The organism is Syntrophotalea sp., from assembly GCF_050253115.1.
GTDB lineage: Bacteria > Desulfobacterota > Desulfuromonadia > Desulfuromonadales > Syntrophotaleaceae > Syntrophotalea > Syntrophotalea acetylenica.
Genome location: NZ_JBFWJQ010000033.1, coordinates 1 through 22,964, shown reverse-complemented (window position 1 = coordinate 22,964; position 22,964 = coordinate 1). Strand labels below are relative to the sequence as shown.

Annotated in this window: 23 protein-coding genes and 1 other RNA gene; 19 read left to right on the top strand and 5 right to left on the bottom strand. The window is 57.0% G+C overall.

What is annotated here, in order from left to right; all coding sequences use genetic code 11:
* Nucleotides 1-138: 138 nt before the first annotated feature.
* Nucleotides 139-1,326, bottom strand: a complete 1,188-nt coding sequence (locus AB7E65_RS05475) for a pyridoxal phosphate-dependent aminotransferase (RefSeq protein WP_320361412.1) — start codon at nt 1,324-1,326, stop codon at nt 139-141.
* A 173-nt stretch (nt 1,327-1,499) separates the two neighbouring features.
* Between AB7E65_RS05475 and pheA the strand changes: the two genes are divergently transcribed.
* The 9 genes from pheA to AB7E65_RS05430 all read left to right on the top strand — a co-directional run bounded on the left by pheA (nt 1,500) and on the right by AB7E65_RS05430 (nt 9,894).
* Nucleotides 1,500-2,579, top strand: a complete 1,080-nt coding sequence (pheA, locus tag AB7E65_RS05470; protein ID WP_072287859.1) for a prephenate dehydratase — start codon at nt 1,500-1,502, stop codon at nt 2,577-2,579.
* Between the two features lie 37 nt (nt 2,580-2,616).
* On the top strand, nt 2,617-3,483 hold the full coding sequence (locus tag AB7E65_RS05465; protein ID WP_072287858.1) for a prephenate dehydrogenase: 867 nt from the start codon (nt 2,617-2,619) through the stop codon (nt 3,481-3,483).
* A 41-nt stretch (nt 3,484-3,524) separates the two neighbouring features.
* Nucleotides 3,525-4,820: a 3-phosphoshikimate 1-carboxyvinyltransferase gene (gene aroA, locus AB7E65_RS05460; protein ID WP_428745420.1), complete on the top strand. Its 1,296-nt coding sequence runs from the start codon at nt 3,525-3,527 to the stop codon at nt 4,818-4,820.
* A 28-nt stretch (nt 4,821-4,848) separates the two neighbouring features.
* On the top strand, nt 4,849-5,556 hold the full coding sequence (cmk, locus tag AB7E65_RS05455) for a (d)CMP kinase (protein WP_428745419.1): 708 nt from the start codon (nt 4,849-4,851) through the stop codon (nt 5,554-5,556).
* The gene (locus AB7E65_RS05450) at nt 5,553-6,392 is read left to right on the top strand and encodes a 4-hydroxy-3-methylbut-2-enyl diphosphate reductase (RefSeq protein ID WP_320361415.1); all 840 of its coding nucleotides are present in this window, start codon (nt 5,553-5,555) and stop codon (nt 6,390-6,392) included. Before cmk ends, AB7E65_RS05450 begins: the two co-directional genes overlap by 4 nt.
* 103 nt (nt 6,393-6,495) lie before the next feature.
* Entirely contained in the window at nt 6,496-8,217 is a 1,722-nt protein-coding gene (locus tag AB7E65_RS05445) for a 30S ribosomal protein S1 (protein WP_072287854.1), read from the top strand.
* A 60-nt stretch (nt 8,218-8,277) separates the two neighbouring features.
* A complete protein-coding gene (gene sppA, locus AB7E65_RS05440; protein ID WP_072288203.1) occupies nt 8,278-9,171 on the top strand; it encodes a signal peptide peptidase SppA in 894 nt (297 codons plus the stop codon).
* 18 nt (nt 9,172-9,189) lie between these two features.
* Nucleotides 9,190-9,474: an integration host factor subunit beta gene (locus AB7E65_RS05435; protein ID WP_072287853.1), complete on the top strand. Its 285-nt coding sequence runs from the start codon at nt 9,190-9,192 to the stop codon at nt 9,472-9,474.
* A gap of 36 nt (nt 9,475-9,510) precedes the next feature.
* On the top strand, nt 9,511-9,894 hold the full coding sequence (locus AB7E65_RS05430; protein WP_072287852.1) for a PaaI family thioesterase: 384 nt from the start codon (nt 9,511-9,513) through the stop codon (nt 9,892-9,894).
* Nucleotides 9,895-9,986: 92 nt separating this feature from the next.
* On the opposite strand, the gene ssrS is transcribed toward AB7E65_RS05430, so the two are convergent.
* Nucleotides 9,987-10,164: non-coding RNA, 6S RNA (gene ssrS, locus AB7E65_RS05425), on the bottom strand.
* Between the two features lie 233 nt (nt 10,165-10,397).
* Between ssrS and AB7E65_RS05420 the strand changes: the two genes are divergently transcribed.
* Together AB7E65_RS05420 and lgt are read left to right on the top strand one after the other, a co-directional pair.
* Nucleotides 10,398-11,351 (top strand): RluA family pseudouridine synthase, encoded by a 954-nt coding sequence (locus AB7E65_RS05420; protein WP_428745418.1) that lies wholly within the window; start codon nt 10,398-10,400, stop codon nt 11,349-11,351.
* 41 nt (nt 11,352-11,392) lie between these two features.
* Entirely contained in the window at nt 11,393-12,175 is a 783-nt protein-coding gene (gene lgt / locus AB7E65_RS05415; RefSeq protein WP_072288201.1) for a prolipoprotein diacylglyceryl transferase, read from the top strand.
* Nucleotides 12,176-12,307: 132 nt separating this feature from the next.
* Here lgt and AB7E65_RS05410 read toward each other — a convergent pair whose 3' ends face one another.
* The 3 genes from AB7E65_RS05410 to AB7E65_RS05400 form a co-directional block, all read right to left on the bottom strand.
* A complete protein-coding gene (locus AB7E65_RS05410; RefSeq protein ID WP_072287851.1) occupies nt 12,308-12,727 on the bottom strand; it encodes an ATP-binding protein in 420 nt (139 codons plus the stop codon).
* Nucleotides 12,728-12,742: 15 nt separating this feature from the next.
* Nucleotides 12,743-13,084, bottom strand: coding sequence for an STAS domain-containing protein (locus AB7E65_RS05405; protein ID WP_072287850.1), 342 nt, complete (start codon nt 13,082-13,084; stop codon nt 12,743-12,745).
* Between the two features lie 132 nt (nt 13,085-13,216).
* Entirely contained in the window at nt 13,217-14,782 is a 1,566-nt protein-coding gene (locus tag AB7E65_RS05400) for an AAA family ATPase (protein ID WP_072287849.1), read from the bottom strand.
* Between the two features lie 224 nt (nt 14,783-15,006).
* Between AB7E65_RS05400 and AB7E65_RS05395 the strand changes: the two genes are divergently transcribed.
* From AB7E65_RS05395 to AB7E65_RS05360, 8 genes are all read left to right on the top strand, one after another.
* The gene (locus AB7E65_RS05395; protein WP_428745417.1) at nt 15,007-16,728 is read left to right on the top strand and encodes a tetratricopeptide repeat protein; all 1,722 of its coding nucleotides are present in this window, start codon (nt 15,007-15,009) and stop codon (nt 16,726-16,728) included.
* On the top strand, nt 16,679-17,503 hold the full coding sequence (locus AB7E65_RS05390) for a hypothetical protein (protein WP_428745416.1): 825 nt from the start codon (nt 16,679-16,681) through the stop codon (nt 17,501-17,503). Before AB7E65_RS05395 ends, AB7E65_RS05390 begins: the two co-directional genes overlap by 50 nt.
* Nucleotides 17,500-19,143: a peptide-binding protein gene (locus AB7E65_RS05385; protein WP_235605433.1), complete on the top strand. Its 1,644-nt coding sequence runs from the start codon at nt 17,500-17,502 to the stop codon at nt 19,141-19,143. The genes AB7E65_RS05390 and AB7E65_RS05385 overlap by 4 nt, the downstream gene beginning before the upstream one ends.
* 13 nt (nt 19,144-19,156) lie before the next feature.
* A complete protein-coding gene (locus AB7E65_RS05380; protein ID WP_072287846.1) occupies nt 19,157-20,131 on the top strand; it encodes an ABC transporter permease in 975 nt (324 codons plus the stop codon).
* A 113-nt stretch (nt 20,132-20,244) separates the two neighbouring features.
* Complete coding sequence (locus tag AB7E65_RS05375) at nt 20,245-20,811, top strand: hypothetical protein (protein ID WP_072502058.1); 567 nt, start codon at nt 20,245-20,247, stop codon at nt 20,809-20,811.
* 2 nt (nt 20,812-20,813) lie between these two features.
* The gene (locus AB7E65_RS05370; RefSeq protein WP_072287844.1) at nt 20,814-21,671 is read left to right on the top strand and encodes an ABC transporter permease; all 858 of its coding nucleotides are present in this window, start codon (nt 20,814-20,816) and stop codon (nt 21,669-21,671) included.
* The gene (locus AB7E65_RS05365) at nt 21,668-22,132 is read left to right on the top strand and encodes a YchJ family metal-binding protein (RefSeq protein WP_428745415.1); all 465 of its coding nucleotides are present in this window, start codon (nt 21,668-21,670) and stop codon (nt 22,130-22,132) included. The genes AB7E65_RS05370 and AB7E65_RS05365 overlap by 4 nt, the downstream gene beginning before the upstream one ends.
* Nucleotides 22,133-22,177: 45 nt before the next feature.
* The coding region (locus tag AB7E65_RS05360; RefSeq protein WP_428745414.1) for a sodium-dependent transporter at nt 22,178-22,964 on the top strand (787 nt) is incomplete at its 3' end.

The window sequence follows — 22,964 nt, the reverse complement described above, 5'->3', positions numbered from 1 at the left end:
GGACCGCACGGCATTCAGCGTCCACGCTCTGCTTTTTCAAACGGCGGCAGTGATGAACGGGCGGCATAGTGTGGAGAAGTGAAAATCAGCAACGCCCGGGAACATAAGCCCCGGGCGTTGCTGTTTGTGCGGGGATGTTTACAGCCCGGCGTCCCGGGCGATTTTTTCCCAGGCTGGCAGGCTTGCCTCGATGGTCTGCATGGGAATGCAGTAAGCGATACGGAAGTAGCCGGGAGCGCCGAATCCCTGCCCGGGCACCACCAGCACGCGGTGTTCCAGCGCCATGCGGGTGAAGGCCACATCATCCTCGATGGGTGATTCCGGGAAAAGGTAAAAACCTCCCTGCGGCTTGACGGTCCGAAAGCCGAGGCGGGTCAGGTGCTCGAAGAGCATGTCCCGTTTGACCTGGTAATCCGCAATGTCGACGCTTTCCTCCTGCAGGCCGGCAACCAGACGCTGCATCATGGCCGGCGCGTTGACGAATCCCAGCACCCGGTTGCAGAAAACGGCACCCTCGATGAATTGCTGAACGTCGTCCATGGCCGGGTTGGCGGCAAGGTAGCCGATACGCTCTCCCGGCAGGGCCAGGTCCTTGCTATGGGAGGTTATGATGACGGCGTTGCGAATGTGCTCGAAAATGCAGGGGACCGTTGCATCGTCATAGGCCAGGCGGGCGTAGGGTTCGTCGGATAGCACAAAAAGGGTACGGCCCGATTCCCGCTCCTTGCGCGCCAGCATATTGCCGAGGGCTTGCAGGTCCGCCGCCGGGTAAATGACGCCGGTGGGGTTGTTGGGGGAATTGATGATGATGGCCCGGGTTCTGGGGCCGATGGCGGCTTCGATGGCATCGATGTCGAGTTGAAAGCTGTCCTTGCGGGTTGCAACGGATCTGGTGGTGCCGCCGTGGTTGTCGACGTAAAAGATATATTCGACGAAGTAGGGGGCCAGGATCAGAACTTCGTCGCCGGGGTCGAGAATGGTCTTGAGGGCCACGTTCAGCGCCCCCCCGGCGCCGCAGGTCATGACGATATGGCGGGCTTCGACCGGCGATGGAGCGGTTCGGGAGAGATGCCGCGCCACGGCCTCGCGTGTCTCCGGATAACCGGCGTTGTTCATATAGCGGTGCATGCCTGGTTGCGGATGGCTGGCCAGTTGAAGAAGTGCCTTGTTGAAGGCTTCGGGCGGTTCCGTCGAAGGATTGCCGAGGGTAAAATCGAAGACGTTGTCATCGCCGTGTATGGCTTTCAGGCGCGTACCCTCCTCGAACATCTTTCGAATCCATGATGCCCGTTCGATAAACGCGGAAACTTTCGTGGAAATAGCCATGGCCCCTCCCTGGTAAAAGAATACATGCCGGGTGCTTCCGGTCGCAGTGTAATGTCTTGCGTGCGGGGGGTCAAGAATTATGCTGGAGTGCAGGCCGGTGCCCGGCTTTCGTTTGCTTTTTGCGCAAGGATAGGCTAATCTTGCAGCCCATATTTCAGCGGGGTGGAACGTGTATGGAGACAGTGGAAAAAGTATTGGCCGAATTGCGACGGAAAATCGATGGGATCGATGATCAGATCCTGTCCCTGCTGAACCAGCGGGCGCTTGTGGCCCAGCAGATCGGGCAGGCCAAGGCCGGCCAGGGGCTCGATTTTTACAACCCGGGGCGGGAACTTGCCGTGTTCGAACGGCTTGTTGCCCAGAATTGCGGGCCTTTCCCCGCGGATGCGGTGAAACGCGTTTTTCGGGAGATTATTTCCGCTTCCCTGTCCCTTGAACAGCCCATGAAGGTGGCCTTTCTCGGGCCGTCGGCGACTTTCACCCACCAGGCGGCACAGAAGCAGTTCGGTTTTTCCGCTCAGCTTGTGGCTCTGAAAAGTATCCCCGCGGTGTTTGAGGAAGTGCGTCGGGGCCGGGCCGATTTTGGCGTGGTGCCGGTGGAGAACACCACCGAAGGAATCGTCTCCCATACCCTGGACATGTTCGTCGAGTCGGATCTGGTAATCAATGCGGAAATCCTGATGGAAATCTCCCATGATCTGCTTTCCGTCAGCGGCAGGATGGAGGATGTCGGCAGGGTTCTGTCCCATCCCCAGGCCCTTGCCCAGTGCCGCCACTGGCTTGAAGAAAACCTTGCCGATGTTCCCCTTGTCGATGCGCCCAGCACCGCCATGGCCGCGCGCCAGGCGTCGGAAGATCCGGGCATCGCAGCCATTGCCAGTGAAATCGCCGCCTCCCTTTACGGACTGCGCATCATCAAGTCGAAAATTCAGGACAATACCAACAACCTCACCCGTTTTCTGGTGGTCGGCCGGACCCTCTCCCCGCGGACCGGACAGGACAAGACCTCCGTCATGTTTATTGTCGCCGATCAACCTGGCATTCTCTGCAGGATGCTTGAACCGTTCAGTCGCCGGAACATCAATCTCACCAAGATCGAAAGCCGGCCGATCAAATCCAAGGCCTGGGAGTATGTGTTTTTCCTTGATCTGGAAGGGCATGCCGAGGATGCCGCGGTCAGTGAGGCGCTGGCGGACCTTCAGTCCTGCTGCCGCTCCTTCAAGATCCTGGGGTCCTATCCGCGTTGCCGTTAAATCAATCTTCTTTTCTGTCAGGATGCATTCAATAGATATGTCGGATTTCTATGTTTCCAAGCTGGCCGTGGTGGGTGTCGGTCTCATCGGAGGATCCTTTGCGCTGGCCCTCAAGCAAGCTGGTCTCGTCGGCGAGGTGGTCGGCATCGGCCGCGGGCGGGCAAACCTTGAAACGGCCTGCGAGAGAGGCATAATCGACAGTTTCACTCATTCCCTCGTAGAAGGAGTGGCGGAGGCCGATGTGGTATTCCTGGCCACGCCGGTCCGGACCCTGGCGCGGGTGGCCGCGGAGGCCCTGCCGTATATGAAAAAGGGCGCGGTTCTGACCGATGGCGGCAGTGTCAAGGCCGAGGTGGTCGCGGCGATCGAGCCGTTGCTCCCCGAAGGCGTGCATTTTGTGCCCGGACATCCCGTGGCCGGTACCGAACGCAGCGGCGCGGAGGCGGCCTTTGCCACGCTGTACCGGGGGCGGCGCTGCATCCTCACGCCGACCTCGCGTACCGATCGCGGCGCCCTGGAGCTGATCCGGCAGTTGTGGCGGGCCGCTGGCAGTGAAGTGGTTGACATGACGCCGGAAAAACACGACCACATCCTGGCGGCCATCAGCCATCTGCCGCACATGGTTGCCTATGCGCTGGTCAATGCCGTGGTCGGCTGCGGAGACCAGGACGAGGACATCCTCAGCTATTCGGCGGGCGGATTCAGGGACTTTACACGCATTGCTTCGTCCGATCCGACCATGTGGCGGGATATCGCGCTGAGCAACCGTGAAGCGCTGCTGGAGGTGATCGGGATCTTCGAAAAAAGCCTGGCAACAGTGAAGAGCGACATCGCTGCCGGCAATGCCGATGCGCTGTTCGACTTTTTCCAGCGGTCCAAACAAAGGCGCGACGCCATCGTTTGAGAATTTTCGGGCGCCGCCCGATGCAAGAAACAGGGGAAAATATGCGTGATCTACAGGTTATCCGGCCCGGGGGCCGGTTGCGCGGTGAAATTCAGGTTCCCGGCGACAAGTCGATTTCCCATCGGGCTGTCATGCTTGGCGCGCTGGGCAAGGGGGAGACGGTAATTCGGGGGTTGTTGCGCGGTGAAGACAACCTTGCAACCCTGGAGGCTTTTCGCGGCATGGGGGTTGAGGTCCTGGATGAACCCGGTGATGTTCTGCGTATCAGAGGGCGGGGTCTGAACGGTCTGCAGGAGCCCCAGGATGTTATCGATTGCGGAAACTCCGGAACCACCATGCGGCTGATGACCGGCCTGCTGGCGGGACAGAGGTTTTTCTCCGTATTGACCGGCGACCGGTTTCTGCGCAAGCGTCCCATGAAACGCGTCGTCGTGCCGCTGACCGGCATGGGGGCCAGAATTCTGGGCCGCGCCGGTGGTGAATTCGCTCCCCTGGCTCTTAAGGGCAGTCCACTCACGGGGATAACTCACCAGTCGGCGGTCGCCAGCGCGCAGGTAAAGTCCGCGCTGATGCTGGCCGGGCTGTATGCCGACGGGCCGACCACCATTCGTGAGCCCCATGTGTCCAGGGATCACAGCGAACGCATGCTGCGCTGGTTCGGTGCCGACGTCAGGCCTTTTGACGGAGGCGTAATCCTGTATCCCGGCAGAGCTTTGCAGGGGCGCGAGGTGACGGTGCCCGGCGATATCTCCTCAGCCGCCTTTTTCATGGTGGCCGCTCTGATCGTGCCCGGTTCGGAACTTATTATCCGGCAGGTGGGCGTGAATCCGACCCGCAGCGGCATTATCGATATTCTGCGTGCGATGGGCGGACAAATCGAGTTGCTCGATCAGCGGGAATGTTCGGGAGAGCCGGTGGCGGATATCCTGGTGCGGGCCAGTGATCTGAAGGGCGTGGAAATCGGCGGTGCCCTGGTGCCGCGCGCCATCGACGAATTTCCGGTGATCAGCGTTGCCGCCTGTTTTGCCGAAGGCCGGACGGTGATCCGCGATGCCCGGGAATTACGGGTCAAGGAAACCGACCGCATTGCTTCCATGTGCTCCCAGCTCGAAGCTCTCGGTGCCCAGGTCGAGGCGCGGGATGACGGCATGGTGATTGACGGCGGCAGCGAACTCGGCGCAGGGCAGGTGTCCGCTCTTGGCGATCACCGCATCGGCATGAGCATGGCCGTGGCCGCCCTGCGGGCCCGGGGGTCGGTAACCATTTCTGAAACGGCGTGCACCGCGACATCCTTTCCCGGTTTCTGGGAGCTTTTCGATGCGTCCCGCGAGGTTTGACCAATTCTGATCGAGAAAGGCCGATCTTTTGAAACAAGCTCTTATCATCGCTATCGACGGTCCTTCCGGTGTCGGCAAAAGTACCCTGAGCCGTCGTCTGGCCAAAAAGCTCAATTATGTTAACATCGACACCGGCGCCATGTACCGCTCGGTGGCCCTTGCCGCCCACAGGGCCGGCATCGCACCGGATGACGAAGCATCCCTTTCAGCATTGTGCCTACGGCTCGAGATCCGCTTCGTTCGTCAGGACGAGATGGAGCGGGTATTGCTCAATGGCGAGGATGTCTCCGAAGCCATCCGGACTCCGGAAATCAGCCTCTTGTCATCCAGGGTCTCCGCGCATCCCGTGGTGCGCCGGGCACTTGTCGAATTGCAGCGCGAACTGGGTCGCAACGGTGGCGTCGTGCTGGAGGGGCGCGATATCGGCACGGTGGTGTTTCCCGGAGCCGATGTCAAATTTTTCCTGGCCGCAAGCGCCGCCGAGCGAGGCAGACGCCGTTGGCTCGAACTCAGGGACAAGGGGCTTGACGTCGATCTCGAGCGCACCATCGAGGAAGTCGAGGCCCGGGACGCCGCCGATACCCAACGCACCCACGCGCCGCTGCGCCAGGCGCAGGATGCGGTGTGCATCGACACCACTCACCTTGACATCGACCAGGTTCTGGAGCGCATGCTTGAGGTGGTTGCCCAGAGCCGCTTGCAGGACGTTAATCTGAAGGAGACCCCCGCGTCATGAAGATCATTCTGGCCGCCAGTGCCGGGTTCTGTTTTGGCGTCAAGCGCGCTACCAACCTTGCTTTCGAAGCCGCCGACGAATATCCCCATATCTGCTCCCTGGGGCCGATCATTCATAGCCCGCAAGTTGTTAAAAAACTGGAGGAAAAGGGGGTCAAGGTTATCGGTAAAGTGGAGGATATCGATCACGGTGCGGTTATCATCCGATCCCACGGCATTACCGCCGAGGAACTCGATATGATACACCAGCGGGATCTCAGAATTGTCGACGCAACCTGTCCGTTTGTGAAAAAAGCCCAGGATTATGCCACGATGCTGTGCAACGAGGGATATTCGGTAGTCCTGGTCGGTGAAAAAGATCATCCCGAGGTGCAGGGTATCATTTCCTATACCCGTGGCGGGGAAGTCTTCGTGGTGGCCGACTGCAAGGAAGCCGAGCGGGTGCCGAACCGTCCCAAACTGGGCCTCGTCGCCCAGACCACCCAGTCTTTCAAAAACCTCCAGCAGGTAGCCGAAACCTGCCTTGAGAAAAGCAAGGAGGTGCGGATCTTCAACACCATTTGCGATGCGACCTCGGTACGCCAGAACGAGGCGCGGAAAATTGCGAGGGAGGCGGATCTGATGCTGGTTGTCGGCGGATTCAACAGCGCCAACACCACCCGCCTGGCGCAGATCTGCCAGGATATTCAACCACGGACTTTTCATGTGGAAACCGCTGAAAAGATCCAGGACAGCTGGTTTGATGGCGTCGAATGTGTCGGTATCACCGCCGGTGCATCCACCCCCCGCTGGATTATCGATCAGGTCGTGGAACGGGTCGCGGGTGTGTCCAAATAAATGTTTGTTTTTTTAGTGTTATCATGCTAAGGTCGCTCCGATGTCCTCGGGGGCATCGCTGTCGCGGGTCGGCAGGATTATCGCTTAGGGGGTTAGTTTGTTAATGGTAGATGCTAAAGAAAACAAAAACACTGATGAATTCATGGATGATGAATTCGAGGACATGGAACAGAGCTTCAGCGAGCTTTTTGAGAGCAGCATCAAGGAGCTCAATGTAGGTGACGTTGTCGAGGGCACGGTTCTGCAGATCAACGGCGACATGGTCGTGGTCGATGTCGGATACAAGTCCGAAGGCATCATTCCTCTTTCTGAGTTCAGTGACGAGAGCGGCCAGGTGGATGTCAAGGTCGGCGACAAAATCGATGTGCTTTTCGAGCGCCGTGAGAATGAGAACGGGCTGATCAGCCTGTCGAAGGAGAAAGCCGACCGTCAGAAAATCTGGAACAATCTCGAAGAAGGCGCCGTCGTCGAAGGCCGTATTGCCGCCCGCATCAAAGGCGGCCTGTCTGTCGATATCGGCGTCAATGCGTTTTTGCCTGGCTCCCAGGTTGATCTGCGCCCGGTGCGCAATCTGGATAAACTGCTTGGCGAATCCTTCGAATTCAAGATCATCAAGCTCAATAAACGGCGCGGCAATATTGTTCTGTCGCGTCGCGTCCTGCTGGAAGAGCAGCGCGAGACGCTGCGCCAGGATACTCTCGAAACCCTGGCGGAGGACCAGGAAGTGGTCGGCGTGGTCAAGAATCTCACCGATTACGGCGCGTTTATCGATCTTGGCGGCATCGATGGCCTGTTGCACATCACCGATATGTCCTGGGGACGCGTGGCGCATCCCTCCGATGTCCTGGCCGTGGGAGACAAGATCAAGGTCAAGGTTCTCAAGTTCGACCGCGAGAAGGAACGTGTGTCTCTTGGTCTGAAACAACTGACTTCGGATCCCTGGCTGAGCGTCGCCGATAAATACCCCATCGGTAACCGGGTATCCGGCAAGGTGGTCAGTCTGACCGACTACGGCGCATTTGTCGAACTGGACGAAGGTGTCGAAGGGCTGATTCATGTCAGCGAAATGAGCTGGACCAAGCGGATCAAGCATCCCAGCAAGATTCTCAATATCGGCGACGAAATCGAATCGGTGGTGCTTGCCGTCGACGTGGCCAACCGTCGCATTTCCCTGGGACTGAAGCAGACCGAGCGCAACCCCTGGGAAGTCATCGGCGAGAAATTCCCCATCGGCACCATTATCGAGGGTCAGGTGAAGAACATCACCGACTTCGGTATCTTCGTTGGCGTTGATGATGGCATTGACGGTCTGGTGCACATTTCCGATCTTTCGTGGACCAAGCGCATCAAGCATCCCTCCGAGTTGTACAAAAAAGGTGATGTGGTCAAGGCCGTGGTCCTCAATATCGATCAGGACAACGAGCGGTTCTCGCTTGGCATCAAACAGTTGGCATCCGATCCCTGGCAGACCATCGCCACCCGTTACGCTCCCGGCACCATGATCCAGGGGAGAGTTACCTCCGTTACCGATTTCGGCATTTTCCTGGAAGTCGAGGAGGGGATCGAGGGATTGATCCACGTTTCTGAAATCAGCAAGGAAAAAATCGATTCACCGAAGGATTTCGCCAAGGTGGGTGATCTCCTTGAAGCCGTGGTTCTGCATGTGGACACCGACGACAAGAAAATCGCGTTGTCCATCAAGCATGTTGCGCAGCAGAAGGAGAAAGCTGAAGTCGATGCGTTCCTCGGCTCGCAGAAAAGCGCCACGTCCAATCTTGGGGATATCTTCAAGGGCGCTCTCGATAAGGCCGGTGACAAAGATTAATCCTTTTACGGAATCGTACCGGTCGGATTGTCATTGCCGGCCGGTACGCTTGATGCTTTCATGAAGAAACGACCTTTTTTGATGGCCCTGCTGACGCTCGGGGCCATCTTTCTTTTATTCGTGGTTCTGACCCTGTTGCTGTCGCGCTGCGGTAGAGATTTTCAGGGACTACCCCTGGGTGAACGCATCGGGGTTATTGAAATCGAAGGCATGCTTACGGAATCCGAGGAGACCGTTACGCAATTGCTTTCCTTCAGGGATGATACTTCGATCAAGGCCGTCATTCTGAGGGTCAACTCCCCGGGCGGAGCCGTAGCGCCTTCTCAGGAGATACACGACGAAGTGGCGCGCCTCGCGGCAGTCAAGCCAGTTGTCGCATCCATGGCATCCGTTGCTGCTTCGGGGGGGTACTATGTCAGCATCCCTGCGCATCGCATACTGGCCAACCCCGGCACCATCACCGGAAGTATCGGGGTAATTATGCAGGTCACCAATTTTGAGGATCTTTATCACAAGCTTGGATTGAAAAACCAGGTCGTCAAAAGCGGGGAACATAAGGATATGGGGTCGCCGCTGAGGCCGATGACGGCTGCCGATCGTCATATTCTGCAAAGTATCATCGATGATGTTTACGATCAGTTTGTCCATGCGGTCAGCGAAGGTCGAAAAATGCCTGTTGCCAATGTCAAACAGTTGGCCGACGGGCGTATATTTACCGGGAGGCAGGCCAAGGAAGCCGGGCTTGTCGATCAGCTTGGTGGATTGCAGGACGCTGTCAGGGTTGCTTCCGAACTTGCAGGGATTCGCGGTGAGCCGAAGCTGGTTTATCCATCGAAGCCCAAAGAAAGCCTGTTGAAATATTTTATAGAAGAATCCGCCTCGCAGGTGGGTCGCGTGCTGGAGCAAAGGCAGGAGGGCACTCCGGTCATGCAATATCTGTGGACGGGCCAATGACCAGGAGGGTTTGAGTTCATGACCAAAAGTGAGTTGATCGAGGAGCTTTCCTGTGTGAACGGAATGCTCAGCAAAAAGGAATCGGAACTGGTAATCAATACCGTACTCGATAGCATTCGCGACGCTCTGGTCGATGGCGACCGCGTTGAGATTCGCGGGTTTGGGTCTTTCACCGTGCGCACACGTGAGGCGCGTGAGGCCAGAAACCCCAAGAGCGGTGAGGTGGTTTCCATTCCGGCAAAGAAAACTGCTTTTTTCAAAACCGGCAAGCAGCTTCGTGAACGGGTCGATAGCGGGGAGTAACCCGGTTCCCTTTTTACACGCCTTGCAGGAGGGATCATGAAAGCCAGAACCCATTTAGCTATCTCGTCGACGTTGGTTGGTGAATTGGTGGCTCTGCAGGAGGGCGAGGCCGTTGCCCGTCTGCAGACCACGGCGGCTATGGCTGCCGATGAGCACGGCCTGGTACATGGAGGGTTCACATTCGGGCTTGCAGACTATGCTGCGATGCTCGCGGTCAATGATCCCCATGTCGTTCTGGGCAGCGCCGATGTAAAATTTCTTGCGCCTGTTCGCTGCGGCGAGGTGATGGAGGCCACGGCGCGCCTTGAGAACCATGAAGGCCGAAAGCATCGCGTTCACTGCTACGTTGCAAGTGGTGAAAAGCGCGTCTTTGAAGGATCCTTTATCTGCTTTGTGCTGGATAAGCCAGTGTTGGGCTGAACGGTTGATGCACCAGGGTTTTCCTCCAACTCGTTTGTGACACAACAAAGCCCCGCACGGTGTGCGGGGCTTTTCTGCGTGGGGCTTGCTGTTGCGTCTCCGAGATGCCGATTGCTCCGGAAAATAGGACCGGACCAAAAGCTTGGTCTTCACCGGCCATTTCAGGCGTCCCACTGCAAGGTAGGCTGGCTCACCATGGCAACGGGTGAAAGACATCTCGATCATTATGTTGGTCAGCTTATCCAGGATACTCGCGCATCTCAGAGACAACATCGTGCCACCTGCGAAGCAAATGCTAGCACAGTACGACGGCCTGTCAATGGCCTGGTGACATTATCGACTGGATTGACAATCTGTTTTGCGGCGACAATGGAAATGGCCTGTGTTAGCATGAAACCGATCCAGCGTGGAACCCGTGTTCCCCGGGTGACGACTTTGTTGCCAGACCGGTGATCCAGGCAGAAGATTCCGAATTCGTCGGGGCGTTATCGAAAGGGTTGAAAATGGCCGGAAGTGTTTTCCGGATTACGGTTCCTGCTGCATGCCACGGCATGCGCCTTGATCAGTACCTTGCCCAGGCGGTCCCGGGTTTTTCCCGAGGCATGGCTCGAAAAATCATAGACCTTGGGGGGGTGCACATGGATGGCCGGCGCCTGCGGCGCAGTTCCCAGGTTGTGGGGCAGGGAGCGGCACTGGAAATTTTCGTTGACGGTGAGCCACAAGATATTTTTTCCATTGGCGAAGAGAATATCCTGTATCAGGATTCTTATCTTATCGCTGTCAATAAACCTGCGGGAATCAATACCCAGCCTACGCCCGCCCGTTATAAAGGCACACTTTACGAAGCGCTCATACGGCATCTCGACAACCCTTTCCGCCGCGGGACAAGGCCCTCATTGGGGATGGTACAGCGTCTCGACCGGGACACCTCGGGGGTTTTGGTTTTTTCCACGCATCCTGGATCTCACAAGCCTTTGTCCGCTAGTTTTTCGAATCGCAGCGTTCGGAAAATCTATCTGGCTCTGGTCGACGGATGCCTGGCCTGCGAGCAGGGCATCTTCCATTCCGAAATCGCCCGGCAACATCGTACCAATCTCATGAAATCGGTCGATCGCGGGGGGAAGGAGGCCTTGACCCAGTATAGTGTGGTTGAGCGGTTTGCCGAGGCTACGCTGGTGAGAGTTGAAATTCCCACCGGGCGCTCTCATCAGATCAGGGTACATTTTTCCGAAGCCGGTCATCCGTTGCTCGGCGACATCCGGTATGGAGGCCCGGCCAACCGGTGCGGGCAGGCGGTACCCAGGCAGATGCTGCATGCCTGGAGAATCGAGCTGGAGCACCCGATTACGAAGACCCCCGTGGTTTTTGAGGCTCCCTTGCCAATGGACTTTTTACGATGGCTCGAGTGTGCTCGCCATCCGGAATCGGGTCCTGGCGGCCCAGACAAGCAAGGTTGAAATTTTCACTGATATTTTTGTCATCGATCGAGGACTCCATGCTGTCATATCCCCATATCGACCCGGTTATTTTTCGTCTCGGGCCTTTTGCCGTACGCTGGTATGGCATGATGTATCTGCTCGGCTTTCTTGCGGCTTACCTGATTATCAATTATCTGGCCCGCTACCGCCGACTTGATCTGAGTTCGGAAAAGGTTGCCGATTTGCTGTTTTATTGCGTGATTGGCGTCATCGCCGGGGGCCGTCTCGGTTACGTGCTGTTTTATGATCCGGGGTTTTATCTGCAGCATCCACTGCAGGCTTTTGCGGTCTGGCAGGGCGGCATGAGTTTTCATGGCGGTCTGTTGGGCGTTATTGTGGCCGCGCTGTGGTGGTGCCGGCGCACAGGCATCGATAGTTTGCTTCTGGGAGATATCCTCGTCACCGCGGCAACCATCGGACTCGGATTGGGGCGTATCGGCAATTTCATCAATGGTGAACTCTGGGGTCGCGTCACGACCTTGCCCTGGGGGATGGTTTTTCCGGGGGCCGGGCCGCTGCCCAGGCATCCCAGTCAGCTCTATGAGGCCTTTTTCGAGGGAATTGTTCTGTTTTTACTATTGTGGCTCCTGCATGTCCGGCAGGTAGCGAAAGGTGTGCCGCTTTTCACTTTTCTGGCCGGTTATGGAGCTCTGCGTTTCATGCTGGAATTGGTGCGGGAGCCCGATGCGCATATCGGGTTGTTTTGGAGCAGCGTCTCCATGGGGCAGATGTTGTCCCTGCCCATGGTTATGGTTGGGCTTGCCGGGATTCTGTATTGCCGGCGGCGGGGGCTGGGTCGATAACGCCTGCAGTTGGCCGTTTATTCTGATGTCGACAGGGAGCTTTCGCCGATCATCCGGTGCGTCATTGGAAACTGGCGGTCAAGAAGGGAACGCTGTGTTGCCAGAGGGCGAGGTGCAGAACCAACGGATCCGTCAGTGAAGCGTTTTCTCCATTTCGAGGACATGTCCGCTTTTGAGTTTGCGATAAGATACCCGGTCCATAATGGCGCGAATGATGAAAATTCCGCGTCCCCGTTCCTGCAGGGACGCGGTGTCGGGCGGGCTCACGGTGTGGAGGTCGAAGCCTTGGCCCTGATCGTAGACTCTTATGGTCAGTTTGTGCCGGGCCAGGGTGATGGTGATACGTACTTCCGTCGAGGTCGGCTGATCGGCATGCTTGATGGCATTGGCCATGGCCTCGGTGAGAACCAGGTTGATGTGATACGCCAGTTCCTCCCGATCTCCCGAAAAGCGTTCAAGAGCGCGGGCCATGGACTCGCCGATCTGGCCTACGAGGCCTAGATAGCGGGTTTCCTTGGGAAGCGTGATGTCGAGCTCTATCCTTTCGCTCATCGAGCCTCCACAGGGTCAGACCTGAAAGCTGGCAATGGCTTCTTCGGGGCTGGGAAATATTTCAAAAACACGATGAAGGCGGGTCAGTTCGAACATGGACTGGACCTGGGGCTGCAACCCTGCGAGTTTGAGGCTGCCGTTGCGGGCGCTGGCATTTTTAAATCCCGACACCAGAGCCCCCAACCCGGAGGAATCGACGAAGCGAACCCCTTGCAGGTTGATGACCATGTTGTTTTTCCCGCCTTCGAACAATGACAGCAGGCGGGTTTTCAAATCGCCGCTGTTGTGGGCGTCGAGACGTTCTTCCCCGACGGAGATCAACACCACGGCGCCCTGCTCATTGATTTGAATGTTCATGGCATGCTCCTGAAAATAACCTTGCACTGAATCTGGAAACGGCCCTTTTCCGCCGCGGTTCGCTACCCTCAATATTACCACGTTTCCATCACGCGTTATCAGGACGTCAGCACCGACGTTTGGTGCCGGGTTTTATTCTTCCCGGAGAAAACGGCGCAACAGATGATCAATGGTGGCATGTATTTCAGCCTGGCCGTCTACGCGTAACACGCCTGGCTCGTTTCCGGTTGCCTCGAAACAGGCCGCCTGCTGATCGTACAGCGCACACCGCCCGTCGGAGGCATCTGTTTCGTGCTTTTGCCGGTGGTCGAGGCGTTGCAGGGCCACCGCACGATCACAGGTCACTTCCACTGTCCACACCCGGTACCCTGCGTTTTTTGCCTCCAGGCGAAAACGTTCCCGATCCCGGCGGGCATGGAAACTCGCGTCAACGATCACCGGGCGGCCTGTCTTCAGAGTCTCAAGGGCTCGTTCCCGCAGGGCATCGTAGGTGGCCTGGCTGGTCTCGCTGCTGTAGAGTCCCTTGCCGTAATCCTCGGCGCGGCGCTGTTCGGGAGACAGTCCCGCGAGTTCCTTGCGAATTACGTCGGATCGCAGCAACCGGGCGCCCATGGGAATGGCCAGTTTGCGGGCGAGCGTTGTTTTGCCGGTTCCCATCAGACCGCAGGTGAGCACCAGTTGCGGAGTGCGGCAAAGATAGCCGAGGGCCTGATTGAAGTATTGTTTTGCCCGTGCCGCGGCGGCTTCGCGGGTGGAGGCATCGGCGCCGGCGTCTGCGCTCAGGAAGGATTCGACCTTGCCGCGCACATAAGCCCGGTAAATCTGGTAGAAAGGCAGCAGCAGGTCGGTATCCGCCGTTTGACCGACGATTGCGAAGTAATTTTCCCGAACGATGGTCGCCAGATCATAGTGATTACGCATTTCGAGATCCATGACCAAAAAGGCCAGATCGGCCAGGATATCGGCGATGCGGAAGCGCCTGTTGAATTCGATGCAGTCGTAAATGGCGATCTTGTCGTCCATGAAGCAGATATGCTCGCAGTGGAGATCGCCATGTCCATCGCGAACCCAGCCCTGTCGCTCGCGCCGCCGGAACAATTCGGCCTGGCGGTTCTCAAAGTCCAGGATATGCCTTTTGAGCAGATCGAAGCATTCCGAAGAGATGGTTTTGGCGATGAAGGGCTCGGTCTGAAGAAAATTTTCCTGCCAGTTGTTTCGCACCACATCGAGATGGCTGATGTCTGTTGCGGGGCCGATACTTTGCAGTTGCTGGTAAAGCCGCGCCACATGACGTGCCAGTTCGGCGACGCGCCGGGGCAGGGCGGGGTCATTGCGGGCCAGCAGGCGCGGCAGCATGTTGTCTTCGGGAAGGCGTTTCATGACCACGGCATATTCGATGGTATGCCCCGGTCCGTTGATCGTGATTGTGCCGTTTTGTTCGCGGATCTCCGCAACCTCCAGATAAATCCCGTCGCAGAAGCGCTGGTTGAGGCGTAGCTCTTCCTGGCAGAAAAAGGCGCGTTTTTCGAGGGTCGTGAAATCAAGAAATCCGAAATCGACCGGTTTTTTGATTTTGTAGACGCGGTCGCCGACAAAATACAAACGTGAAATATGGGTCTCTTTGAAGTCGATGCCGGCCACCTCGGAATCAAAGGTACGAGGTGCGAGAAGGGCCTTGTGAAGGGTTTGTGAATCCATTTTGTCTCCCGGTATAAATATACGATAACGCTGTGATTTTAACATAAGGACGATTCCTGTAAAGAGGTTTTGTGCCGGGGGTAAAGTGATTGACGGTATCGGTATGGTATGCTAGTTTCATTCTCGTTTTCTCGTGGCCGGCGTCTTTGCATTGATTACTTCCGTCGCCGTTTTCTCGTTTACCTAAAAGCCTTCTTTATTCCCTCTGCCCGTGGGGGCTCCGGATGTTCAAGCAGGGTTTGACGTTTTTACTGGTTGGTATTGCGTTGGTCGGATGTCTGTCCGCGTCCTGGTCGGGACAGCCCCCTCTTGATGAGAAAACAGTCAGCTCGCAACAGGGCGGATCGAAGCAGTCCACTTTTTCGAGCAAGGCTCTCTATGAGTTTGCCCGGGCCCGGCTGCTGGCCCTGGCAAACCGCTTGCCGGAGGCTGAAGAAGCGCTTCGCAAGGCGATTCACTACGATCCACGTTCGGCATATCTGCGGATGATGATGGCGGAAATCATGCTGGCGCGGGGCGACCAGAAACAGGCCGAGAAGTCCCTCGGTGACGCGCTTGTTCAAGATCCGGATTATGTCGATGCGCACTTGCTGCTGGGGAACCTTCTATACAATCGGCAGGCATTCAGCGAGGCGATCGTGCACCTGAACCGGGTGCTGGCACTCGATCCCTCTCTTGAAAAAGTGTATCTGCAGCTTACCGCGGCTCATGTGCGTCTTGAGGACAGTGAGGGTGCCATCCGGGTTCTGAAGGAAATGCTTCAGAAAAATCCCGATTCCGTTGCCGGGGGGCTTGCTCTGTCGCGACTTTATCGACAGCTCGGGCTGACGTCGATGGCCGAACGTACCTACCGCGAATTTCTTCAGCGGCATCCCCAGGAGGTTCAGGGATATGTCGAGCTGGCCCGGATTTTCCAGGATCTGGGGCAAAAGGAACAGGCTTTGGCCGTATTGAAGCAGGGCATGGCCGCCAACCCCTCCGCGGATGATTTTCGTTATCAGCTTGTGCGGGTTCTGGTGGAATCGGGGCAGCCCGATCAGGCACTCGATATATTGCATGCCATGCTCAGGGAACAGCCCGACCGTCTCGAGGCGCGCCGCATGCTCGGTCTGCTGCTGATGGAAAAAAAGGCCTGGAAGGAGGCGTGTGAAGCCTTCGAATTGCTACTGGCTGCCGAACCGATGCATGAGCAGGGTCTCTTCTATCTGGGGGTGGTTCGCGAAAACCAGGAACAATGGTCCGACGCCATCGCCGCTTTTCTCAGGCTTCCCCCGGAATCGGAATTTTTTCTCGATGCCACCAGCCATCTGGGCTACCTGTATTACAGGGACGGACAGCGCGATAAGGCCATCCGACTGCTTGAAGACCGCCTGCGGGACAATGACGGGACTCCTCAGCTGTACACTTTTCTGATCAGCCTGTATCATGAGCGGGGAGACGATACCAGTGCCGGTCCATGGCTGAAGCGGGGGATGGAAAAGTTTCCCGACTCCGCCGAACTGCATTACCAACGCGGGTTGCTTCTGGAAAAACAGGACAACCGTAAAGGCGCCATCCAGGACATGCGGAGGGCTATCGAGCTGGACCACAAGCATTATGAAGCGATGAATTTCATCGCTTACAGTTTTGCCGAACAGGGCGAGAACCTGGAGGAGGCCCTTACTCTGGCACGCAAGGCCCTTGACCTGAACAATGAAGCTCATATCATCGATACCCTGGGTTGGGTCCTTTTCAAAATGGGACGTTTCAGTGAAGCTCGCAGGGAACTGGAGGCTGCAGCGGCCCTGCTGCCCGAGGATGCACTGGTTCTTGAGCATCTTGCGGATCTGTATGGAGCAATGGAAATCTGGGAGAAAGCCGCCGCCGTTTACGAGCGTGCATGGAAGTTGAGGCCGGATGATGGGGATCTGGAAAAAAAGCTGCGTGGCGCTCAATCGCACCTGTGAGCCCGGATGGGGCAGGCTGGTTGCTGGCCTTCTGGCGCTGGGCCTGTTATTGGCAGGGGGCTGCGCGCCCCTGCGACCTCCCGTTGAAGGTTTGCCTGCCGTCGATGCGTTGACCTTGATGAAAAACCTTGAGGCGCAAGGCCGCCGCTTTCATTCCCTGCAGGGAACGGCTTCCCTGCGCGTTGTCAGCGGCGAGGAAGAGCAGAATGTCAAGCAGGTCCTGCTCATCCAGCGGCCGGATCTTTTCCGGGCCGAGGTGCTCGGGTTGTTCGGGCAGCCGGTGGTGACCGTTGCCGCGGCCGATGATCGGTTGTCGGCCCTGGTTCCCGGCGAATCCGCCTTCTATACGGGGCCGGCCACGCCCGAGAATCTTTATCGACTGGTGCGGTTCCCTCTTGAACTGAGGGAGTTGCTCCAGTTTGTGTTCTGTGATGTCCCTTTGTTGCCGGGATACAGCGGCCTTGTGGAGGTTGATGAAGGTCTTTACAGCATGCGCCGCCACGCCCAGGATGGACGCGAGCAGCGATTGTATTTTGACCGACAGAAACAGTTGCGCCAGGTGTCTTATAGCAGCGACGGCATGGAGCTGTTAAGGGTTGAATACAGAACCGTTCGCCCGGAAGACGGGTTGCCTCAGCAGATATATATGAGCCTGCCTGCGGTTGACATGGAACTTGAGCTGATCTGGAGGGATGTGCGGGTTAACGCCGAGATTCCCGCGATCCGCTTTCGCCTGACGCCCCCGGCCGGCGTGCAGATCAGGAACTTGCCGTGAAATGCATCGAACGCTGTCGGTTCATTTGTCTGCTTTGTGTTCTGGCCGCAACTCTTGGTCTGGTCGCCGCTTGCGATACGCACCAGCCTGGTGTCTCATCGTCTGACCCGACCGGATCACCGGCTTATGGCGATACTCTGTTAATGGGCAGTATCGGCGAACCGAGCAACCTGTTGCCGGTACTGGCTTCCGACTCGGCTTCGAGCGACATCAACGGGCTGGTCTACAACGGTCTGGTCCGTTACGACAAAAATCTGCAGCTCGAGGGGGAACTCGCCCGCGCATGGGAGATCTCTCCGGACAATCTCACCATCACCTTTCATTTGCGACAGGATGTGCGCTGGCACGACGGCCACCCATTTACCGCAGAGGATGTGCTGTTCACCTATCGGCTGCTTGTCGATCCCACCGTTCCCACGGCTTATGCCGAACGCTACCGGCAGGTGGTGCAGGCACAGGTTGTCGATCCGTACACCTTTCGCGTCCGTTACGGCAAGCCTCTGGCCAGCGCCCTGATCAGCTGGGGTTTCCCCATTCACCCGAAACATCTTCTGACAAACAGGGATGTGACCAGAAGTCCCCTCACGCGGGCTCCAATCGGCACCGGACCCTATCGCTTCGTGGAATGGAAATCGGGGGAAAAAGTCGTTCTGGAGGCCAATCCCGATTATTTTGAAGGACGCCCCAACATTCACCGCGTGGTGTACCGCATCATTCCCGATCCATCCACCATGTTCCTCGAATTGCGATCCGGTGGCATCGATTACATGGGGCTGACGCCTTTGCAGTATGTCCGGCAGACGGAATCCCCCGCCTTCCGCAGGCGTTTTGAAAAATTCCGTTATCCCGATTTCTCCTATACCTATCTCGGCTTCAATCTGCGGCGGCCGCTTTTTCAGGACGTGCGGGTACGTCGCGCCGTAGCTCACGCCATCAACAAGGAAGAACTGGTTGAGGGTGTGTTGTTCGGCCTCGGCACGCAGGCCACGGGTCCCTACAAGCCGGGTACCTGGCCACACAACTCCAAAGTCCGCCGCTACGCCTACGATCCTGACCTGGCACGTCGCATGCTGGCCGAGGCCGGCTGGGTCGATACCGATGGTGACGGCATTCTCGACCGGGACGGCAAGGCGTTTGCTTTTACCATTGTGACCAACCAGGGCAACGACACCCGGGTCAAGGCAGGGGAGATCATTCAGCGCCGTCTGCTGGAGGTTGGGATCTCCGTTAAATTGCGGGTCATTGAATGGGCATCCTTTCTGAAGGAATTTATCAATCCCGGGAATTTTGATGCCACCATTCTCGCCTGGAACATCACCCTCGACCCGGATGCCTACGATGTCTGGCATTCGAGTAAAACCCGCGCCGGAGAACTCAATTTCATCGGTTTCCAAAACGACGAAGCGGACCGTTTGCTGGAAGAGGGCAGACATACCTTCGACCAGGGTCGACGCAAGCGTATTTATGACCGGTTTCAGGAGATTCTGGCCGACCAGCAGCCGTATGTTTTCCTTTATGTTCCCGAAGCCTTGCCCGTGGTCGCCCGGCGCTTCCAGGGCATTGAGCCGGCCCCGGCCGGCATCATGCATAATTTTATCCGTTGGTACGTGCCCCAAGACCAGCAGAAGTACCAGCGCTGATTGAGATGTCGTCATGATTGTTCCGATCGTAAAACGTCTGCTGTTGATGGTCCCCTTGCTGCTGGGCATCACGCTGATATCCTTTGTCGTGATTCATCTCGCACCGGGGGAGCCGACCGATTTGCAGACCCAGCTCAATCCCGAGGTCAGCGCCGAATTGCGTGAGCGGCTGCGCGCTCAGTACGATCTGGACAAACCGTTGCTGGTGCAGTACGGCAAATGGTTGGGACGGCTGGCCCGTTTCGATTTCGGCGAATCCTTTGTGCAGGACCGCCGCCCCGTTGCCGAAAAGATTGTCGAGCGGCTGCCGGTCACCATCATGATCAATCTGCTTTCCATCAGCCTTATACTGCTGGTTTCCGTGCCGCTGGGAGTGATTTCCGCAGTGCGCCGCAATTCCCTGTTCGATCGGTTTACCACCGTTTTTGTTTTCCTGGGGTTTGCCACGCCGTCGTTCTGGCTGGCGTTGCTGCTGATGGATTTTTTTGGCGTGCGTCTCGGACTGTTTCCCATTGCTGGCCTTAAATCCCTTGGCCATGAATATTTCAGTGCCTGGCGGCAGGTGGCCGATGTTCTGCATCATCTGGTTTTACCGGTATTTGTTTCGGCATTTGGAGGGCTTGCAGGGTTTTCCCGCTATATGCGCGGCAATATGCTGGAGGTGATCCGCCAGGATTATATTCTCACGGCGCGTGCCAAGGGATTGTCGGAGAAAGCCGTCATCTTCAGACATGCCTTGCGCAATGCCCTGTTGCCGGTCATCACCATACTTGGTCTTTCGGTGCCGGGCCTGATCGGCGGCAGTGTGATTTTTGAAACCATTTTCGCCATCCCCGGAATGGGCAAGATGTTCTACGATGGCGTTATGATGCGGGATTATCCCCTGATTATGGGAGTTCTGGTGATTGGTGCGGTATTGACCCTGTTCGGCAATCTGATTGCCGATGTTGCCTATGCCCTGGCCGATCCACGCATCCGGAAACGTTGAAAGGTTCAATGGTTTGCCGCTTAAGAGCTTGACATGGGATGAGGGCCATGCCCCCCCGGATCCAGATCGAGAGGTGCTCGATGCGTGACAAGAGAGCGAAGCTGGGACGGTTATTGCTGGATGCCGGACTGGTTGGCGAGCAGGAGTTGAAGGCGGCGCTGTGCTACCAGAAAAATCAGCGATGTCTTTTGGGTGCATCCCTGGTGAAGCTGGGTTTTCTCTCCGAGGATAAACTGCTCGATTTCCTGGCGGAGAATCTGCAGTTGCCACGGATAAACCTTGACGGTTTTTTTTCCCCTCCGGAGGTGCTTGATTGTGTGCCCATGGAGCGTGCTTTCGCCTTTACGGTTTTTCCACTGGCGCGACTCCAGTCCAGTAGCGGGCCGGTGCTGCGCGTGGCAATGGCCGATCCCTGCAACCTGACAGTTATTGATGCTCTTGAGTTTATGACGGGTTTCAGCATTTTGCCAGTGCTCGCATCCGAATCCGCCATTTATGGCGCCATCCAGAGAAATTATGTTCAAAATCATCCCGCCGGGGCTGGTTTTAAAAAACAAGCATGCAATGAAAGTAGCCAGGAAACAGATGTTTATCGTGATAAGCTTGATAAATTGATTGAACTTTTGGAAAACAAGGGAATATTGTCCCCCGAAGAAATTCAACGGCTTGGTCGGGAATGATCATGGACACTTTTACGAACGTTGCAAGCGGCCCCGGGATTTTTTGGGGACAGCTGAGAAGCAACCGACTGGCATTGGCGGGAGCTGCTATTGTCGTGTTGATGTTTGTACTGGCTCTGCTGGCTTCCTTCGTCGGACGGGATCCCGGTGCCATCGATGTGGGGCATCAATTGCTGGCGCCTTGCCCGGAATACCCCCTGGGAACCGATGATCTGGGGCGCGATGTGCTGGCGCGTATTCTCCATGGTGCGCGCATTTCCCTGCTGGTAGGTTTTGTGGCCGTTGGCATATCGACCTGCATCGGTATTGTGATTGGTGCGCTGTCCGGCTATTACGGTGGCTGGATCGATGGCGTGATCATGCGTTTTGTCGATATCATGTTGTGCTTTCCCAGCTTTTTCCTGATCCTGGCGGTGGTGGCTTTTCTTGAGCCTTCCATCTGGAATATTATGATCGTCATTGGTCTTACCAGCTGGATGGGGATCGCCAGGCTGGTCAGGGCCGAGTTTCTTTCCTTGCGCGAACGGGACTATGTCCTGGCGGCAAAGGCTCTGGGCGCCCGCGACGGACGGATTATTTTTCGGCATATTCTGCCCAACGCCCTGTCGCCCATTCTGGTGTCCGCCACGCTCGGCGTGGCCGGGGCGATTCTCGTCGAGAGCGCACTGTCGTTTCTCGGCATCGGGGTACAGCCGCCGACACCTTCATGGGGCAACATGCTTATAGCCGGCAAGCAGACCCTCGGGACGGCCTGGTGGCTGTCGGTGTTTCCGGGGCTGGCCATTCTGGTTACGGTGCTGGGATACAATCTTTTGGGGGAGGGCATACGTGATGCTCTCGACCCGCGCCTCAAGCAATGATCGATAGGGCAGGTATGGCGGACAACAGCGGAAAAAATGCTCACATGCTTCAGGAAGCCGCGCAACTGGTGCTGAACCGATGCGAGGCATTTCGTAGAAATGACTTCAGGTTTATTTTTTCAACTTATCATAAAGACGCCCCTTTTTTGCAGGCATTCGCCACTTGTGAGGAATATCTCCAATATGCAAGGCAGCATTTGCAGGGGGCTTTCCGGATCCTTTCCTGCCGGGTGATAGGAATGCGGAGTGTTGCTGGCGATGAAGCCCAGGTGCTGTTCTGTCTGGAGGTTGCCTGCAGCGGCGTGGTGCAGAGCACCGTGGAACTGGCCTGCATCAGGCGCGTAGAAGAAGGGTTGCGTTATCATTCGGGGGCCAAGCGCAATCTGTCGGAATTCTCCGGTCGGGTCGAGAACATTACCTTCGAGGATTTCCTGGATTCCGATTCGCTGCTTTTTTTCTGAAAATCAGGGGCTGTCACACCCATTCGCCAGGTGAAGGAAAACTCTATGGACGCTCGTTCCTCGACTCGTAAAGGGTGGGCCAGTCGGGCGGGTTTCGTTCTGGCCGCGGCCGGCAGCGCGGTCGGTCTTGGAAATATATGGAAGTTCCCTTACATAACAGGTACTTATGGCGGCGGCGCATTTGTCCTGGTTTACCTTGGGTGTATCCTGTTGCTGGGATTGCCGATCATGGTTGCCGAGTTGATCATTGGTCGCTGCGGTCAACGTGACGCCATCGGTTCTTTTCTGGTTCTCGAGGGACCGGACAGTCGCTGGAAATGGGTTGGCGCTGTCAGTGTGGTGGCTGCGTTTTTGCTGCTGGCGTTCTATTCCGTGGTGGCGGGATGGAGTTTTGATTATGTCTTCAAGGCCGCCAGCGGCGAGTTTTCAAAAGGGGGAACGGAACAGATCGGCGGCCTGTTCCTGAAGCTCACCGCCTCCGCTTTTCGGGGGCTGTTCTGGCAGGCGCTGTTTCTTGCAGCGACCGCCGGCATTGTGATCGGCGGCATACGGGGCGGCATCGAGCGCTGGAGCAAGATACTCATGCCCGCCCTGTTCGGGTTGCTGATTCTGTTGTTTCTGCATAGTATGTTTTCGCCGGGCGGGATGTTGGCGCTGCGGTTTCTGTTTACGCCGGATTTTTCCTTGCTCACTCCCCGAGCCCTGCTCGGTGCTTTGGGTCACGCTTTTTTCACCCTGTCGCTCGGGGCGGGGGTGATGATCACCTACGGTTCCTATCTCGATGCCGAAGCCGACCTGTTCGGTCTTTCCTTTCGTATTGCCGCGCTCGACA

Bases quoted from the DNA above. Each gene is read 5' to 3' on its own strand.
- AB7E65_RS05475 (WP_320361412.1), bottom strand. From the start codon at position 1,326: ATGGCTATTTCCACGAAAGTTTCCGCGTTTATCGAACGGGCATCATGG.
- pheA (WP_072287859.1), top strand. From the start codon at position 1,500: ATGGAGACAGTGGAAAAAGTATTGGCCGAATTGCGACGGAAAATCGAT.
- AB7E65_RS05465 (WP_072287858.1), top strand. From the start codon at position 2,617: ATGTCGGATTTCTATGTTTCCAAGCTGGCCGTGGTGGGTGTCGGTCTC.
- aroA (WP_428745420.1), top strand. From the start codon at position 3,525: ATGCGTGATCTACAGGTTATCCGGCCCGGGGGCCGGTTGCGCGGTGAA.
- AB7E65_RS05450 (WP_320361415.1), top strand. From the start codon at position 5,553: ATGAAGATCATTCTGGCCGCCAGTGCCGGGTTCTGTTTTGGCGTCAAG.
- AB7E65_RS05445 (WP_072287854.1), top strand. From the start codon at position 6,496: ATGGTAGATGCTAAAGAAAACAAAAACACTGATGAATTCATGGATGAT.
- sppA (WP_072288203.1), top strand. From the start codon at position 8,278: ATGAAGAAACGACCTTTTTTGATGGCCCTGCTGACGCTCGGGGCCATC.
- AB7E65_RS05435 (WP_072287853.1), top strand. From the start codon at position 9,190: ATGACCAAAAGTGAGTTGATCGAGGAGCTTTCCTGTGTGAACGGAATG.
- AB7E65_RS05430 (WP_072287852.1), top strand. From the start codon at position 9,511: ATGAAAGCCAGAACCCATTTAGCTATCTCGTCGACGTTGGTTGGTGAA.
- AB7E65_RS05420 (WP_428745418.1), top strand. From the start codon at position 10,398: ATGGCCGGAAGTGTTTTCCGGATTACGGTTCCTGCTGCATGCCACGGC.
- AB7E65_RS05410 (WP_072287851.1), bottom strand. From the start codon at position 12,727: ATGAGCGAAAGGATAGAGCTCGACATCACGCTTCCCAAGGAAACCCGC.
- AB7E65_RS05405 (WP_072287850.1), bottom strand. From the start codon at position 13,084: ATGAACATTCAAATCAATGAGCAGGGCGCCGTGGTGTTGATCTCCGTC.
- AB7E65_RS05400 (WP_072287849.1), bottom strand. From the start codon at position 14,782: ATGGATTCACAAACCCTTCACAAGGCCCTTCTCGCACCTCGTACCTTT.
- AB7E65_RS05395 (WP_428745417.1), top strand. From the start codon at position 15,007: ATGTTCAAGCAGGGTTTGACGTTTTTACTGGTTGGTATTGCGTTGGTC.
- AB7E65_RS05390 (WP_428745416.1), top strand. From the start codon at position 16,679: ATGATGGGGATCTGGAAAAAAAGCTGCGTGGCGCTCAATCGCACCTGT.
- AB7E65_RS05380 (WP_072287846.1), top strand. From the start codon at position 19,157: ATGATTGTTCCGATCGTAAAACGTCTGCTGTTGATGGTCCCCTTGCTG.
- AB7E65_RS05370 (WP_072287844.1), top strand. From the start codon at position 20,814: ATGGACACTTTTACGAACGTTGCAAGCGGCCCCGGGATTTTTTGGGGA.
- AB7E65_RS05365 (WP_428745415.1), top strand. From the start codon at position 21,668: ATGATCGATAGGGCAGGTATGGCGGACAACAGCGGAAAAAATGCTCAC.